Annotated in this window: 10 protein-coding genes; 1 reads left to right on the top strand and 9 read right to left on the bottom strand. The window is 36.9% G+C overall.

From position 1 onward, the window contains the following. Window positions 1-81 precede the first annotated feature (81 nt). Complete coding sequence (locus QM491_RS14670) at window positions 82-2181, top strand: alpha-L-fucosidase (protein WP_283328238.1); 2100 nt, start codon at window positions 82-84, stop codon at window positions 2179-2181. A gap of 256 nt (window positions 2182-2437) precedes the next feature. Here QM491_RS14670 and QM491_RS14665 read toward each other — a convergent pair whose 3' ends face one another. The 9 genes from QM491_RS14665 to QM491_RS14625 form a co-directional block, all read right to left on the bottom strand. Then, window positions 2438-4990: an FtsK/SpoIIIE family DNA translocase gene (locus QM491_RS14665; RefSeq protein WP_283328237.1), complete on the bottom strand. Its 2553-nt coding sequence runs from the start codon at window positions 4988-4990 to the stop codon at window positions 2438-2440. Window positions 4991-5187: 197 nt separating this feature from the next. Then, window positions 5188-6213 (bottom strand): quinone-dependent dihydroorotate dehydrogenase, encoded by a 1026-nt coding sequence (locus QM491_RS14660; RefSeq protein WP_283328236.1) that lies wholly within the window; start codon window positions 6211-6213, stop codon window positions 5188-5190. A gap of 204 nt (window positions 6214-6417) precedes the next feature. Further along, window positions 6418-7155, bottom strand: coding sequence for a LolA-like protein (locus tag QM491_RS14655; protein WP_283328235.1), 738 nt, complete (start codon window positions 7153-7155; stop codon window positions 6418-6420). 260 nt (window positions 7156-7415) lie between these two features. Continuing rightward, a complete protein-coding gene (locus tag QM491_RS14650) occupies window positions 7416-8648 on the bottom strand; it encodes a TCR/Tet family MFS transporter (protein WP_283328234.1) in 1233 nt (410 codons plus the stop codon). A gap of 473 nt (window positions 8649-9121) precedes the next feature. After that, a complete protein-coding gene (locus QM491_RS14645) occupies window positions 9122-10036 on the bottom strand; it encodes a sugar phosphate isomerase/epimerase family protein (RefSeq protein ID WP_283328233.1) in 915 nt (304 codons plus the stop codon). A gap of 235 nt (window positions 10037-10271) precedes the next feature. Continuing rightward, window positions 10272-11825 (bottom strand): OmpA family protein, encoded by a 1554-nt coding sequence (locus QM491_RS14640; RefSeq protein WP_283328232.1) that lies wholly within the window; start codon window positions 11823-11825, stop codon window positions 10272-10274. A 494-nt stretch (window positions 11826-12319) separates the two neighbouring features. Continuing rightward, complete coding sequence (gene ahcY / locus QM491_RS14635) at window positions 12320-13636, bottom strand: adenosylhomocysteinase (protein WP_283328231.1); 1317 nt, start codon at window positions 13634-13636, stop codon at window positions 12320-12322. A 363-nt stretch (window positions 13637-13999) separates the two neighbouring features. Next, entirely contained in the window at window positions 14000-14986 is a 987-nt protein-coding gene (locus tag QM491_RS14630; protein ID WP_283328230.1) for a DUF8428 domain-containing protein, read from the bottom strand. 145 nt (window positions 14987-15131) lie between these two features. After that, window positions 15132-16442 (bottom strand): UDP-N-acetylmuramoyl-tripeptide--D-alanyl-D-alanine ligase, encoded by a 1311-nt coding sequence (locus QM491_RS14625; protein WP_310589571.1) that lies wholly within the window; start codon window positions 16440-16442, stop codon window positions 15132-15134. Between the last annotated feature and the right edge of the window lie 262 nt (window positions 16443-16704).

Raw genomic sequence — 16704 nt, 5'->3', positions numbered from 1 at the left:
ACGAAATGAGTATAAGTAATGAGGAGAATTACTATATAGAAAGTGGCTTAATATCATATTCCCAATTTAATTAAAAACAGTATGACCTTTAAAAGTATTATTACCTCTCAGATAGCCAGTTTTTGTCTTACCACAGCACTGCTATCCTCCTATTCAAGCATCAGTATTTCCCAAAATATTCCACAGGCTGTAGGACCCGTTCCTACCGAAAACCAGCTCAAATGGCAAGAAATGGAATATTATGCCTTCGTGCATTTTTCGACCAATACTTATACCAATCAAGAATGGGGGTTTGGTGACGATGATCCAAAAATCTTTAATCCTACTCAACTAGACTGTCGTCAGTGGGCACGTGTGTGTAAAGAAGCAGGTATGAAAGGCATTATCATCACGGCAAAACACCACTCAGGCTTTTGTTTGTGGCCTTCCAAATACACAGAATATTCAGTAAAAAATTCTCCTTGGAAAAATGGGAAAGGTGATATTGTTGGCGATTTGGCAAAAGCTTGTAAAGAATATGGCTTAAAAATGGGTATCTATCTTTCGCCTTGGGATAGAAACTTTGCTGACTATGGTAAGCCTGAATATATCACTTATTTCAGAAATCAATTACGTGAGCTGATGACCCAATACGGCGATATTTTCGAAATTTGGTTTGATGGTGCTAATGGCGGCGATGGCTATTATGGTGGTAGCAGAGGAACTCGCAAAATTGACCGAAAAACCTATTATGATTGGTCAAATACCTACAAACTGATTCGAGAATTACAACCTAAAATCGTGATTTGGAACGACGGTGGCGACCGTGCAGACCTCCGTTGGGTGGGTACAGAAGAAGGATATGTAGGTGAGAAAAATTGGAGTTTACTCAATGCTAAAGGTGATGTGCCTGAGGATATGCTACGTCATGGCGTAGAAAACGGTGAAGTATGGGTACCAGGAGAAGTGAATACTTCGACTCGCCCAGGTTGGTTTTATCATGAATACGAAGATAGTCGTGTTAAAACATTACCCGATTTAATGAATACTTATCACCACTCCATCGGTAGAAATGGAACCTTGTTACTCAATTTTCCTATTGACAAAAGAGGTTTGATTCATGAAAATGATCAAAAAGCGGTAAAAGCCTTGGCAAAAGCCGTAAAAGAAGCTTACTCTGTAAATTTGGCACTAAACAAAAAAGCAACAGCGACGAACATTCGAGAAAATGCCTCTATGTTTGGTGTAGCAAAAGCATTGGATGGCGACAAGAATACCTATTGGGCAACTGATGAAGGTATCACAAATACCTCTATGACAATAGATTTAGGCAAACCAACGCTCTTCAATCGCTTTATGGCACAAGAATTTATTCGTTTGGGGCAACGAGTAAAATCTTTTAAAGTGGAAGCTCTTGTTGATGGCATTTGGAAAGAACTAGCACAACAAACTACCATTGGCTACAAGCGAATTCTCATTTTCCCAACAGTAAAAGCCAGTAAAGTTCGCTTCACGATTTTGGATGCAAAAGCTTGTCCACTGATTTCGAACATTGGTATTTTTAACGCTCCTCAGATACTCACAGCACCAAGTATTACAAGAAACCCAAAAGGCGAAGTAAGCATCAAAGCAGACGACCCAGAATCACTTATATATTATACGCTTGACGGAAGCGCACCAAGCTCAAAATCAACAAAATATACGGGAGCTATTCAAACAACCGGCAAAACAACAGTAAAAGCGATAGCAGTGGAAGCCAGTACCAAAAAGAGTTCGGAGATAGCCGAAGAGAAGTTTGATATGCTGAAAAAAGACTGGAAAATTATGGGTATCGCAGATGAAAAAGCGTATAATGTAATCGATGGGAATTCTCATACAGCTTGGTATCAAGCTAAAACACAAGCTCTACCAGCCGATTTGATTATTGATTTAGGGAAAGAAGTTACTCTTAATGGATTTAAGTATTTGCCTTGGCAAAGCACAGATGGGGTCATTTCCAAATATCAGTTTTCTGTTTCGTTAGACGGTAATAATTGGACAATAGTAAATGAGGGAGAATTTTCAAATATTAAAAATAATCCTCTTTTACAGGTCAAAACCTTTGCTCCAAACAAAGCCAAGTTTATTAAGTTTACAGCTTTAAAAAATACGAAAAACGATAATTGGGCTGGCTATGCCGAATTAGATGTGATAACGAAGTAGACATCCTACATTTAGTGATTGAGTGGTTTAGTGAATTAGTGATTTTACAATGAATCTTACTAGTAAAGACACAATGCTTTGGGTCTAAAGAGGTCTCATTCTGAAATATAGTATCAAAAAAGGCGTTCGAAATTAGTTTTCCGAACGCCTTTTTTGATGGATGACTCAACTTAATACGCAAACATTGCGTCTCTACTGCTAGATTACAGATTTATAAATAATCACTCATTCACTCAACCACAAATCACTCAATTACTTATAAATCTCTCAACATTTTTTCAAGAGCGTCTAAGTCTTTTATATATACTTCACGAGCTTTGGAACCTTCAAACGGACCGACAACACCTGCCTTTTCAAGTTGATCGATGATACGTCCCGCACGGTTATAACCTAATTTTAAACGACGTTGAATTAATGAGGTCGAACCTTGTTGGTGAGTAACTATCAACCTTGCAGCTTCTTCAAAATATTCGTCTTTATCTTTAGAGTCAAAATCACCTTTTTCGTTTCCACCGCCTGAATCACCTTCAAATTCTGGCAACAAATAAGCTGAATCATAACCACTTTGCTCGCCAATATATTCACAAACGTCTTCTACTTCTGGCGTATCCACAAAAGCACACTGCAAACGAATAATATCAGAACCTGTCGAAAGCAACATATCCCCCATTCCGACTAATTGTTCGGCACCACCTGTATCCAAAATAGTTCTTGAGTCAATTTTAGATGTTACTTTAAACGACAAACGAGCAGGGAAGTTTGCTTTAATTGTACCCGTAATAACGTTTACTGATGGACGCTGTGTGGCAATAACCAAGTGTATTCCGATAGCACGAGCCAACTGCGCCAAACGAGCAATTGGTTGTTCTACTTCCTTACCTGCTGTCATCATCAAATCGGCAAGCTCATCGACTACCAACACGATATAAGGCATAAAATAGTGACCTTTATCTGGATTTAATCGACGATTGACAAACTTGGCGTTATATTCTTTAAGGTTACGGCAACCTGCATCTTTCAACAGATTGTAACGATTATCCATTTCGATACACAAGGAATTTAGGGTATTAACTACCTTTTTGGTATCGGTAATAATAGCCTCGGCTGCATTTGGAAGCATAGCCAAGAAATGACGTTCAATTTTATTGAAAAGCGTTAATTCCACTTTTTTAGGATCCACTAACACAAACTTTAATTGCGAAGGATGCTTTTTATACAACAAAGACGTCAGAATCATATTCAAACCTACTGACTTACCTTGACCTGTTGCCCCTGCCATCAACAAGTGAGGCATTTTAGCAAGATCAGTCATAAATATGTCATTACTAATGGTTTTACCTAATACAATTGGTAAATCAGCCGTTGATTTTTGGAATTTTTCTGAGCCAATCACCATTTTTACAGGTACCATTTCACGGTTTTTGTTTGGTACTTCAATACCAATCGTACCCTTTCCTGGAATTGGTGCAATAATACGAATACCCAAAGCTGCCAACGCTAGGGAAATATCATCTTCAAGGTTTTTGATTTTCGAAATTCTAACCCCAGCATCAGGAATAATTTCATACAATGTTACTGTTGGACCAATCGTAGCTTTAATATCGGCGATACCAATACCATAGTGCCCAAGCGTATCAACAATTTTATTTGAATTAGCCTTTAATTCTTCTTGCGAAACCTGAGCTTTCCCCATATCATAATCCTTCAATAAAGAAACTGACGGGAACTGATAATTAGGCAAATCTAAAGTCGGGTCATATAAACCAAATCGTTTTACTAACTCATCGCTAGCTTCATCTTTGGATACTTCTGTAACTGGAATATCTTCTTCTATTTCTTCTATTGTCTCAGGTAAATCTCCTTCTAACGTATTTTCTATAGTCAAAGAGACCTCCTTTCTAGCAGTACTTGCAGGACTAATTGTTTGAGCTGGTGTATTGGCTCTAGCTTCAACAATAGGCGGCAAATATGGTCTAATACTTTCTTCGTCTGCGTTGTCTTCTCTTATTGTATCCTCATCAAGATCAATTTCAGGCTCCCTCATTGTGTTTTTAGCACCTTCAGCTACTTTACCCAAATCTTCTCTAACTCTTTTAATATTTTTGGCTTGGTTAATATCGTCTGTATCTCCTTCTTGTTCAGCAGTTTTGGATTCAGATGGAGCTAGTAATCTTTCCATAAAATCAACTAGTACTTCTGTGCCATAGAAAAATGAAATAAAGAGTATTAGCAGAAATAATATTACAAAAATTGTAAATGGCCCCATAAGGCTATCCATATATTCGTTGAGATAGTAACCCATTCCTCCACATAAATCACTCCAATTATCGGCAATATGAAATAGATACACCCAAAAACCTAAAAAGGTACTTCCCCACAAAATACCAAAAATAGAAAGTTTAGTAAACCTTTCTAAATTAACAAGGCTTCGTTGTAACCCAATTTGTACTCCTGTAAAAAATGTCATTGGCACTAACCAAAAAGCCGAAACACCAAAGTAACGAAGTACTAAAAGATCAGCTAATTTTGCCCCAAATACCCCAAAAAAGTTTTTGGTTTTCTTACCCGTCTCTGCCAAACTCGACAACGAATTATGTATCTCACTTTGATCTGCTTTACCTGTAAAAAGGTGAGAAAAAAATGAGAAAAACATAAATACTGAAAATAATACCAAAACACCACCAATCAATAGGCGGGTACGTTCAACACCTGAGCCTCCAAAATCTAATTTGAATGGACTTGATGAAGCAGAACGAGCTTTTTCCTTAGGTCGGTTTTGTTCAGGATCTTTAGGGATATTTCTAGCCATAATATTTTAAATATTTCGAAGTGAATACACATCGAAATGATGATTCAAGAGAATTCAACATCTCAAATCGGATTAGAGTAAGGAAAAAAATATCAATTATAGACAAAGGTTCAAAGGCACAAAGTGAAATAGTTGTTTTAACTATAAATACTAAACACTTTGTCACTTTGTGCCTTTATAACTTATGCCTTTATTTACTACTTCTTCGCCAAATAACGATTAATTCTACTTACAAGTCCAGGTCCTTCGTAAATAAAACCTGTATATACTTGTACTAAGTCGGCGCCAGCATTTAGTTTTTCTTCTGCATCTTCAGGAGAGTGAATCCCTCCTACCCCAATAATTGGAAACGCTTTTCCTGATTTTTGAGCCAAATAACGAATCACTTCTGTTGAGCGTTTGGTTACGGGTTTTCCACTTAATCCCCCCATTTCTTTTACTAATTCCTCTGAAGATTGTAAACCTTCTCTTGAAATAGTGGTATTAGTGGCAATTACTCCCGCAATTTTAGTTTCTTGTACAATTTCAATAATATCGTCCAATTGTGATTCTGTCAAATCTGGTGCAATTTTCAATAAAATTGGCTTTTGTTTCGGACGACTTTCATTATCTTTTTGCAAAGTTTGTAACAAATCTTTCAATGGTTCTTTTTCTTGTAAAGCTCTCAAATTTGGCGTGTTTGGAGAACTAACATTTACCACAAAGTAATCCACTACATCAAACAATTCATTGAAGCAAATCATGTAATCATTAACTGCCTCTTCGTTTGGAGTTACTTTATTTTTACCAATATTTCCCCCAATCAAAACATTGCTATTGCGTTTTTTTAGACGAGCTGCCGCTTCCTTTACACCATCATTGTTGAAACCCATTCGGTTGATTAGCGCTTCATCTGCTTTCAGACGAAACAAACGAGGCTTGTCATTTCCGGGTTGAGGTTTGGGTGTCAATGTACCTATTTCTACAAAGCCAAAACCCATGGCAGAAAGTTCATCTACGAGTACAGCATTTTTATCCAAACCAGCAGCCAAGCCAACTGGATTTTTGAATTTTAGCCCAAATACCGTTTTTTCTAAAGCAGGATTTTCATACTGGTAAATAGCTTTGAAAATAGTAGAAAAAAAAGGTATTTTAAAGAAAAACTTTACTAAATCGAAAGTAAAATAGTGAGCCTTTTCGGCATCAAAACGAAATAAGAGTGGCTGTAAAAAAAGTTTATACATTGTATTGTCAGAATCTGCGCCCGTATCTGTAGGATTGGAGGACTTTTTAAGATTTATTACAATGACAAAATTACGAAAAGGGCAAACAAAAACCTCACAGCTTTTAGATTTAGCTATGAGGTTTTGACTTTGTTTTGACCAAATAGAAAGGTTTTGGCTCATTCATGGGCTCAAACCTGAATAAGTTGGCAAAAATCCTATATACTATTTCTTAGCAGGCTTTTTAAAGATAGCCTCATCAACACTTGGATTCAACTTAATTGAATCTACTTCCATAGTCATTTGACCTCCACCCATAGGCGATGGAATTTCGGTTGTATATGGGAAAACCAATCCATCAACTGCTTTAAAATTTGAGAAGGATAATTCAATATCTGTACTTTTCGCATTAATCACTCTGTTAGCAGTAGTTTTTACGATATAGTATGTCGACGGAGATACAAATACATTTGTTACATCACCATTCTTTTCTGTTAACTTCAATCGATACGTCTCTACATTATCTACTTTTTCTTTGCCAACTAATTCTAGTGTAGCGCCTTTTTCAGCATAATCTATGAGTGCCCCACCAAAATTCATTTGACCTTTGGTTTGTTTAGTTACCGCATTCGGCAATTCTTGAGGTTCGCCCGTACCACCCATCATTGTAGGAAGGATTGTCCAACCTTGATCGCCATCTAATGCTGTAATAATTTTTTGTCCCATAACCGATGCTTCAGTACGAAGTCCTTTACCCACTAAAATGATAGACTTGGATTCGACTTCCATGCCACCAATCGACATACGATTTTGAATTTCTATACTTTTAATCGCTTTCCATTTTTCTACTCCACCTATAGCATCTATGTGTTTTTTTACTATTTCTTCTGCTGTTTGAGCCATTGACGAAACTGTAGTTGCGACAACAACTAGGGCAGAAACCAAAAATCTTGAAACCTTCATTTTATGTTTAGTTTTAGTTAATAAGGTAAAATAAGATTGTATTATAACGCTTTAAGCAGTAAGCTGTAGGCATTAGTCCAAAAAAGTATTCATGATTTCATAGGAATACTTTTGGCTTACAGCATACTGCTTAATGCCTATTGCAGGTAAAATTAATTTAATTTTACCCACTTAATTCAATCAAAGCTATGAGCTCCAATTTCTGATTGAAAGCTACTTTAATTATCTCTACTTATCAAACGGAATTAGGACAAAACGTATTATTCGCTGACAGATGGTTGTACTTTCTTTTTGGGAAAAGATAAATACGCAATCACAAGCCCGAGAGCAGCCAACACAGAACCAGAAAAAAACGCCGCCCCAGGAAAATAGATAGGAGCATTGGGTGAAGAGAAATAGCTAAATAAGTTAGACGCAATAATAGGCCCTAATATTGATGTCATACTAAAAATACTGGTGATTCCGCCTTGCAATTCACCTTGCTCGTTAGCTCCAACCTGCTGTGTCATAACCGATTGTATGGCAGGACCTGCAATACCTCCCATAGCAAATGGCATCATCACGACATACATCATCCAGCCTTTCCAAGCTAAAGAATACAAGAAAAAACCAGCCGACCAAAAGGCTAATCCTACCAAAATTGATTTCTTTTCGCCAAGTTTAGGAATAATTTTTCTACTCAAATACCCTTGTACAATCGCAACTGCCACACCTGCAAAGCCCAAAGAGAGCCCTATCTCGGTTTTGGACCAGTGAAATACTAATTTGGTATAATACGCCCATGTACTAGGATTAGTTTGTCCAGCCAATTGAATGCAGAATAACGCAATAGACAAGCCAAACAATAAAGGATATTTGGTCATGTTCGACAAAGTTCCAATGGGATTGGAGCGACGCCAGTCAAATGGGCGACGATTTTCTTTGGGTAAAGATTCTGGCAAAATAAAATATCCATATAACCAGTTGATAGCCGTAAGAGCTGCCGAAGCAAAAAACGGTAATTTGATATGAATTTCACCCAAAACACCCCCGATTACTGGTCCAATGATAAATCCAAGACCAAATGCAGCACCAACCATTCCAAAATTTTTGGCACGATCTTCTGGTTTTGTAATATCAGCAATATACGCACTTGCAGTGGTGAAGCTCGCTCCTGTAACGCCTGCAATCAAACGACCCACAAATAACCAAGTAATATTGGGTGCAAAAGCCAACAATAGATAGTCGACAGAAAAGCCCAGTAATGACGCCAGAATAATTGGACGACGCCCAAATTGGTCGCTCAAACCACCTATAACAGGTGACAGCAAAAACTGCATAACCGCATAAGAGGCCATCAGCATTGAACCATAAATGGCCGCATTGGAGGTTCCTCCTCCCACAAACTCCTCGATTAAGTCTGGTAAAATTGGGATAATAATGCCTATACCAAGAACATCAATGAGCATTGTGATAAAAATAAAAATAATTGCAGGGTTGCGTTTGTCCGACATAACGACGAAGTGTTTAGCGATTGTTTAAGGTTTTTCTGGACATTAACTTTTTTACGAGACACGACAATATAACACTATGATAGCACGAATTACAGAATCACTCAGCATGACAGTTTTTCATGAGACCATAAGTATCTTGTCTGAAAATCAGGAAGTCAATAATTACCGAAAAATGTATAATAAAGAATGTTCGAAAGGGCATTTTCGCTGCCAAAAGTCAGCTAATGGGTGTACTAGATAGGGTTATCCAATGCCTACACCAAATCTTAGAGGAAATTGTTAATTCATAATATGCTGGTTTTGAAAACCCTGCAAGATAGGTGTTTTTATAGAAAAAGGCAAAATATGAGGTATTCCTGATTTAGTAAATTTTGATTGAGTGATGAACAGAATTAAAAATAATCACTCATTCACTCAATCTCAATTTACTCAATTGGATATTTATCCAAGTCAGTCCAGTACCTTCAAAAATTCTATATCTTTTGTTTCAACTTATCGTTCAAATAGGTTTTGCTGATAGTTGCTGATTCGAGAGGGGTGCGATTAGGCTCTGGCACACCATCTAACTCAACTACAGCCCAACGATTAAATTTAATTTTTTCTAAAGCCTTAAATACCGCTGGCAAATCCACATTTCCTTGTCCTAACTCTACAAATTTATAGGCTTTTGGGTCATTTGGTTTATCAGCCAAAGGGCTTTTTACATCCTTGATATGCAAGGCAAATAATCGATCTTTATACTGCTCAACGGCCTTAGCTGGTACGCCTCCTCCTTGGTGATAATGAGCCACATCCAAAAGCATTTTTACAAATTTAGGATTAGTCTCTTGCATCAAGATATCTACTTCTTCAGGCGTTTCGCCCCATTGGTGCATGTGATTATGATAGGTAGTTTGAACACCCAAATCAGCCGTTTGCTCCCCTATTTGGTTCATCACTTTCGCTAGTGCTTTCAATTCATCTTTGGTCGGCGCTTGATTGTTTTTTCGCAAACTATTAGTCAACTGAAGGGCATCGCCACCCAATGCTTTCACAAAACTTGCATGAGCCACGTGATAATCTACATTACTCGAAACACGAGCAGGATCGATTTCTACATTACCACTCGAAAACATAGCTAATGTTAAATGATGCTGACTCAATAAGTCCTTTAATTCCTGAACCTTAGTTTTGTAATTATCATACGCATTGGCACGAAGCTGAATTCCCTTGAAGCCCAAAGATGAAATATCTTGCATGGCATTGAGGTCTTTGCCACCCCAAGTAATAGCCGAATAGGCAATTTTGATAGATGATGGTTTGGCTGCAAAAAGCGATTGTGAGAGCATAGAGGCAGCTCCAATCATAGCTAAGTCAGCAATAAACTGACGACGGTTTGAAGTAGACATAAAGGTAGTATGTTTGTTTCTCGAAAAAGTAAACGAGTGGGTATTTATACTGATTTTCAAGGAAAAGCTTTTTCTCTATTTATATTTTAGACGATAAGATACCTCTATTAAATAATAGTGCTGAATTGTGAGTGATGAATTGTGAATGTAATTTTTTTATTATTGCTGATTTCGGAAATAATGTGAAATAGTAAGTTACAAATCCGAAATCAAACATCCCATATTAGCAATCACATCATTGCCTAATAAATTCAACTCGACGGTTTTTCTTTTTATTTTCTTCAGTGATATTCGGCACAACAGGATCTAGCGGTCCACGCCCTACAGCCTTTAGCCTATCTGCTTGGATTCCTTTGGATATCAAGTAAACAATTACTGACTGACAGCGGTCTTGAGATAGTTTTAGATTTAGGTTAAAATCTCCCACATTGTCAGTATGACCACGTATTTCAAGCTTGAGACTTGGGTTATCTCTTAAAAGATTTACTAATGAATCTAGTTCTTGAAACGATTCTTTTCGCAAAACTGGGCTACTTTGGTCAAAATATAAATTGCGTAAGGTAATAGCTTTGCCTTTTTCGATTACACCAAACTCTTTTGATTGGATAACAATATTAGACTCTGCTTTAGGCACTATTTTTTTCTTTTTTAGGATAAAGTCCTTCGAAAATTGTTTACTCTTAATGAAATTTAAGGGCGCAAAACGCACAATCACAGGCTCATAACCATTAGCAGCAACCTGAATACTATATTCTTTGTAAGGGAACAATTCGACCATAGGAAAAAGCCCCTGAAAAGCTAAAGGTAACAGTGTATTGGTTTCCAAATCAAATACTTTATAGGTAGCTTGGATATTTTCTGTAAGTGTTTGGTCTTCCCAAGATTTTAGTAGAAAAGTATAACTCTTACGTTCAAGTGGAATAATCAATTTAGCAAGATTCAGGAGTGTATCTGTCACCAGAAAATGCCTACTGTAGGGTTCATACTCTTTGGCAAATAATTCAATATCTATTTCGTCTCCGTCTACCAATAGTATTTTGTATGGCTTGGTTTCAGTCAACTTTAAGTTAGTCGAAACCATCTCAAATACAGGAATCAAATCTTTGGTCAATTGGTCTTGTGCTACTAATGGAATTACCACACTGGCTTTTTTGACGGGAGTCAACATATAATTCAACACTCTGTCGAGACTAGCAGAGTCTAGTTTGACCGTTTTGGGCTCATATCCTTTTGCCGAAATTTCCAGTTCATATTTAAGCGGCGAATCAAAAAGATTCAGATACACTAAGCCATCTGTACTAATTGACAAGTACTTTTGCGACTCTTCAGTATCAGTATTTCTGACCATATAATTCACCTTTTTAACGGGCTTCTTGGATTCGGCATCAATCGTATTGACACGAATAACCCCCACTGCTTTTTCCATCAATGCTTCAAACTCATAATGTTTTCCGAAAGGGTCAAGTAAAATCTGAAAGGTTCTTTGTTGATGTTGATATCCTTCTGATTGGGCCGTAATAGTTAGTTTTGTCTCTTTTGTAAAAGTAACGATATGAGTAGAGGAGGTTTCTATAAATGTCTTTTGACCATTTTCAAACTTTACGAGAAACTGACCAAAAATAAATTTTCGGGAATGTTTATCACGCATACGTAAAGTAAGCGTAGATGGCGCATAAGCTTGTCCAGTTTCTTGCTTGGTAGAGTCAAAAGCGAACTCTTTGGCAAAAAGAGGAATGGTACAAGTCACCAGTAAAAATATTAAGTACGCATATTGTAAAATACCTTTCATACAGAGCACAAAGAAAAAATCAATAATTCACTCAACAAATAAGTTAGTGGGCAAAATTAATTTTACCCGCTCTAAGCGGTATTTAGCAAGCCGAAAGTTCAAAAGCGTTTCTAATGAATTCATTAATACATTTTTGCCTGATGCCTACAGCTTAAAGCGTATTAATACAATTTCACTTTGCATTAATACTTAAGTGGTTGTGCAACAAAATATATAAATTGAGGTATTGGGTTCGTATAAAAGCTCATCGATTCAAAAGCAATCGAAAGCCACTTAAAATTTAGTAGTGTAAGATTCTTAGGAATTCCTTTTAAAAGGTTATAGAACAACATCAAGTTTGAAATTTTAACGGATAGGATGAGGAGGATTTTGTCCAAATTTAGTAGACTTCTTGAATAAATTCAAAATATTTGGAGACTTCTACATTAAAGCACAAAGCCCCAACTACCGAAGTAATTGAGGCTTTGATATATAGGTCGTTTTAGGACAGAATCCTAATAACGGTATAAGTCAGATTTGAATGGACCTTCTACTGTAACGCCGATATAAGCAGCTTGTTCTGCGTCTAATACTTCTAATTTAGCACCGATGTGAGCTAAGTGCAATTTCGCTACTTTCTCATCTAAGTGTTTTGGAAGGATATATACGTTTTTCTCATATTTGTCTGTGTTCAACCACAACTCTAATTGAGCCAAAGTTTGGTTACAGAATGAGTTAGACATTACAAAAGATGGGTGACCCATTGCACAACCCAAGTTCACTAAGCGACCTTCAGCCAATACAATGATTTCTTTTCCTTCTACAGTGTACAAATCAACTTGTGGTTTGATTTGTTGTTTAGTAGCGCCGTAAGTTCCGTTCAACCAAGCCATATCGATTTCGTTATCGAAGTGACCGATGTTACAAACTACCGCTTTGTCTTTCATTGCTAAGAAATGACGACCTTTGATGATGTTTACGTTACCTGTAGCTGTTACAAAAATGTTTGCACGAGTAGCAGCTTCGTCCATTGTAACTACTTCAAAACCGTCCATTGCCGCTTGAAGCGCACAGATTGGGTCGATTTCAGTAACCAATACACGACAACCAGCACCACGCAAAGATTCAGCAGAACCTTTACCTACATCACCATAACCAGCAACTACAGCTACTTTACCAGCCAACATCAAGTCAGTCGCACGACGGATTGAGTCAACTAATGATTCTTTACAACCGTATTTGTTATCAAATTTAGATTTTGTAACAGAGTCGTTAACGTTGATAGCTGGTAAATACAATGTACCATTTTTCAAACGCTCATACAAACGGTGAACACCAGTTGTAGTTTCTTCAGACAAACCTTTGATACCATCGATTAATTCTGGATAGTTATCAAATACCATGTTAGTCAAGTCACCACCATCATCCAAAATCATGTTCAAAGGTTGACGATCTTCGCCAAAGAACAAAGTTTGTTCGATACACCAGTTGAACTCTTCTTCATTCATACCTTTCCAAGCATAAACAGGGATACCCGCAGCAGCAATAGCAGCAGCAGCATGATCTTGTGTCGAGAAGATGTTACAAGAAGACCAAGTTACATCAGCTCCCAAAGCTACCAATGTCTCAATCAAAACAGCAGTTTGGATTGTCATGTGCAAACATCCTGCGATACGAGCACCAGCCAATGGCTTAGATTCACCATATTCAGCACGAAGCGCCATCAAACCTGGCATTTCAGCTTCAGCCAAACGAATTTCTTTGCGACCCCAATCAGCTAGGGCGATGTCTTTTACTTTGTACGGAGTGTACGGTTGTGTTGTAGTTGACATTTATTTTTTACTTTTATTATTTCTAATATTTGAAAAATTAAGCCTCTAAAAAACTCTATTTCAATTACTTAAAGCCGAAAAGTATTTTTTATTTATTTACTCAATTCTTTATAAAGTACAAAATTAGTAGGTTTTAAGAAGATTTAAAAAGCAAACCAATAAATCATTTAGTATTGTACCAAAAAATAGAAAAAACAGAAGATTAAAGACTATATATTTGATAAATTATCTAAAAAATTACAGTTTGTAAGATAATTTATTTATTTCAGCATATACTATTTTCTAAAATGAAAAGGCACAGTACAAATCAAATAAAATCCTTGACTTGTACTGTGCCTTTTTCATTAAGTCTTAAACGAATACCTACTTAATCTCAAAACCACCATTTCCGATTTTAAAACCTTCAGCAAATAACTCAACGGTGTATTTGCCCGAACGATAAGCAGTTCCTCTATGATAAGCGACTTCTACAAATTGATTGATATTGTCGTAATATATTTCAGCTTTGGTGGTATAAGCGTAATCTTTACCTTCAAAAATAAAGCTCCCTGAACCAGTTGCTGCATCAAAAAGGGTCGAACCATCTGGATCAAGAATTCGAATGAATACTGTTTTCTTTTCATGTTCGGTTAATTCATTTTTTGCCAACATAAAAGAAATTTTTAGACGAGCAAGTTTGTCATTTCTCATCCTTTTATCATCAAACTCTCTACCTTTTTGATTAATACCCGTAATCTTCACAAACTCTGTTTTTAGAGCTGTCGCTCTTGATACCTTTTCGGTCAAGGCTTTATTACGAATATCAGCATCTTCTTTTTGGGCACGTATTCGAGCAGCAGTATTGGCTAGTGCACTTTTCTCAGTTTTAAGCGTTGTATTCTCCTCGCTTAAATTTTCATTTTCTGAGGCCAGTTCTGTGTTTTGGGCTTTTAGGCGTTGTATTTCTTGCTCTTTAATAGTAAGCAAGGATTCGTAGTTCAGAATTTTAGCCTGATACGTTGCCTTAATACTGGCAATCTCTTCAGAAGTATTTTTGAGGAGCTGCGCTTTGTCTAGCTCCAACTTGGCTTTTGCTTTTTGTAGCTCCGATATATCTCCACCCAATTGCTGAATCTCTGCTATTTTGGTATCCAACTGGTGCATAATAGAATCCAGCTTGATACGAGTTTCGGCCAACTGCACCACCTTTTCTTCGATGACTTCTTGTTGACTTTTTTTAATATCATTGCCTTGAATCACCATGTATAGCAACACCGCAGCTACCACCGATACGACAGCGATACCCGCTCGTAGCATTCCATTGACACCTTGATTGGGTCCTCTTAGTTCTTTAAACGAATCATTACTCATATTTTCAAACAAAGTTAGAGAAATTGCACTATAACACTTTAGGCTGTAAGCTATACGCCGTAAGCTAAAAGTTAAATGTTTTTTTAGGAAAGAATCGAAATTTTCTTGCCTAACGCCTATGGCTTACAGCCTAGAGCATATTAATTTACAAAAACTGTAATACACTTTCCAAGCCCATTCCTCTCGAGCCCTTTACCAGAACATGAGTATTTTCGACTTTATGGTCTTGCAACCATACGTGCAAACCAAACTTGTCAGGGAAATAATGGACTTTCATAATGGGCAACTGAGACACAGCGGATTCCATCAATTTTCCTGCCAAAAGAATATAATCAAAATTACAATTCTTCAATAGTTCTCCAATAGCTCTGTGTTCTGTTTCCGCTTCCTCTCCCAACTCAAACATATCGCCCAATATCACCATTTTTTTATCCGCCTTCAAGTTATTAAAATTGGTAATGGCAGCATTCATCGACGATGGATTTGCATTATAGGCATCCATCAAAACGAGGTTCGTTCCTTTTTCAACAAACTGAGAACGGTTATTATTCGGTACATAATCAGCCACTGCCTGACAAGCGATTTGGGTGTCTATGCCAAAATATTGTCCAATTCGAATAGCAGCGCACATATTATAAAAATTATATTTTCCTGTTAAGTGCGTCGTGTATGAATGACCATCCAAGTCTTCAAAAGTTACATTAGGAATTTCCTCAGTCAATGTAACTACGATAGGGAAATCGGTGCTAGGCTCAGCACTGTAAGTAATTACTTCTGCAAAGTTTTTGCCTTGTGTCATTTCGTAGGTTGAAACAGATGCTACATTGACAAAAACGGTACGATGATTTTCTGATAAAAAATCAAATAATTCACCTTTTCCCTTTCTAACGCCTTCAACACCACCAAAACCCTCTAAATGCGCTTTTCCGATATTGGTAATAAAGCCATGTGTGGGCTCACAAATATCCACTAGCTCTTTTATATCTCCTTGTTTGTTAGCGCCCATTTCGATAATGGCAAGTTCTACAGAATCATCAATCGCTAAAACAGTCAGAGGTACGCCAATATGGTTATTGAGATTACCAAGGGTTGCATAAGTTTTATATTTCTTGGATAAAACACAGTTTATCAACTCCTTAGTAGTAGTTTTTCCATTTGAACCTGTGAGTCCTACAAAAGGAATATTCAATTGTTTTCGGTGGTAATTTGCCAGTTGTTGTAAAGCCAGTAGACCGTCCTCCACCAATAAATAGCGCTCATTCTGAACAACTGCTGGATCGTCAACTACCACATAAGCAGCACCTTTTTCTAGTGCTTGGGTAGCAAACTGGTTGGCATCAAAGTTGGGCCCTTTCAATGCCACAAACAAAACACCTTGATCAATCTTACGGGTATCGGTAGAAACACCTGTACATTCTTTGTATTTTTTGTATAATTCGCTAACCGAAATCATCATATTTGTCGTTTAGTTGTTATCAACAATTTCCGAAGAAAAGGTTTGAAGTTTATAGAATCTCTAAAACTAGTTGTGAAGACTACGCTATTTTTTATTTTATTTTGAAAAAACATGCAACCCTCTCTATATTCAATTGGGTCTTTGAAACAAGGTGGTCTTTTCTTTTTTTCGTTAAAAAAAATAATATACTGATTAATAATCAATTAAACCTCACAAACTAGTTATCTGTTAAATACTCATCGAATTTCGTATAATTCAACTA

The sequence above is a fragment of the Flectobacillus longus genome, assembly GCF_030056705.1.
GTDB lineage: Bacteria > Bacteroidota > Bacteroidia > Cytophagales > Spirosomataceae > Flectobacillus > Flectobacillus longus.
Note: the sequence above shows the minus strand (reverse complement) of the source record. Positions and strands in the feature narration are given on the sequence as shown.

Excerpts from the sequence above, each read along its gene's own strand:
- QM491_RS14655 (WP_283328235.1), bottom strand. The coding sequence starts at position 7,155 with ATGAAGGTTTCAAGATTTTTGGTTTCTGCCCTAGTTGTTGTCGCAACT.
- QM491_RS14660 (WP_283328236.1), bottom strand. The coding sequence starts at position 6,213 with ATGTATAAACTTTTTTTACAGCCACTCTTATTTCGTTTTGATGCCGAA.
- QM491_RS14650 (WP_283328234.1), bottom strand. The coding sequence starts at position 8,648 with ATGTCGGACAAACGCAACCCTGCAATTATTTTTATTTTTATCACAATG.
- QM491_RS14625 (WP_310589571.1), bottom strand. The coding sequence starts at position 16,442 with ATGATGATTTCGGTTAGCGAATTATACAAAAAATACAAAGAATGTACA.
- ahcY (WP_283328231.1), bottom strand. The coding sequence starts at position 13,636 with ATGTCAACTACAACACAACCGTACACTCCGTACAAAGTAAAAGACATC.
- QM491_RS14665 (WP_283328237.1), bottom strand. The coding sequence starts at position 4,990 with ATGGCTAGAAATATCCCTAAAGATCCTGAACAAAACCGACCTAAGGAA.
- QM491_RS14640 (WP_283328232.1), bottom strand. The coding sequence starts at position 11,825 with ATGAAAGGTATTTTACAATATGCGTACTTAATATTTTTACTGGTGACT.
- QM491_RS14630 (WP_283328230.1), bottom strand. The coding sequence starts at position 14,986 with ATGAGTAATGATTCGTTTAAAGAACTAAGAGGACCCAATCAAGGTGTC.
- QM491_RS14670 (WP_283328238.1), top strand. The coding sequence starts at position 82 with ATGACCTTTAAAAGTATTATTACCTCTCAGATAGCCAGTTTTTGTCTT.
- QM491_RS14645 (WP_283328233.1), bottom strand. The coding sequence starts at position 10,036 with ATGTCTACTTCAAACCGTCGTCAGTTTATTGCTGACTTAGCTATGATT.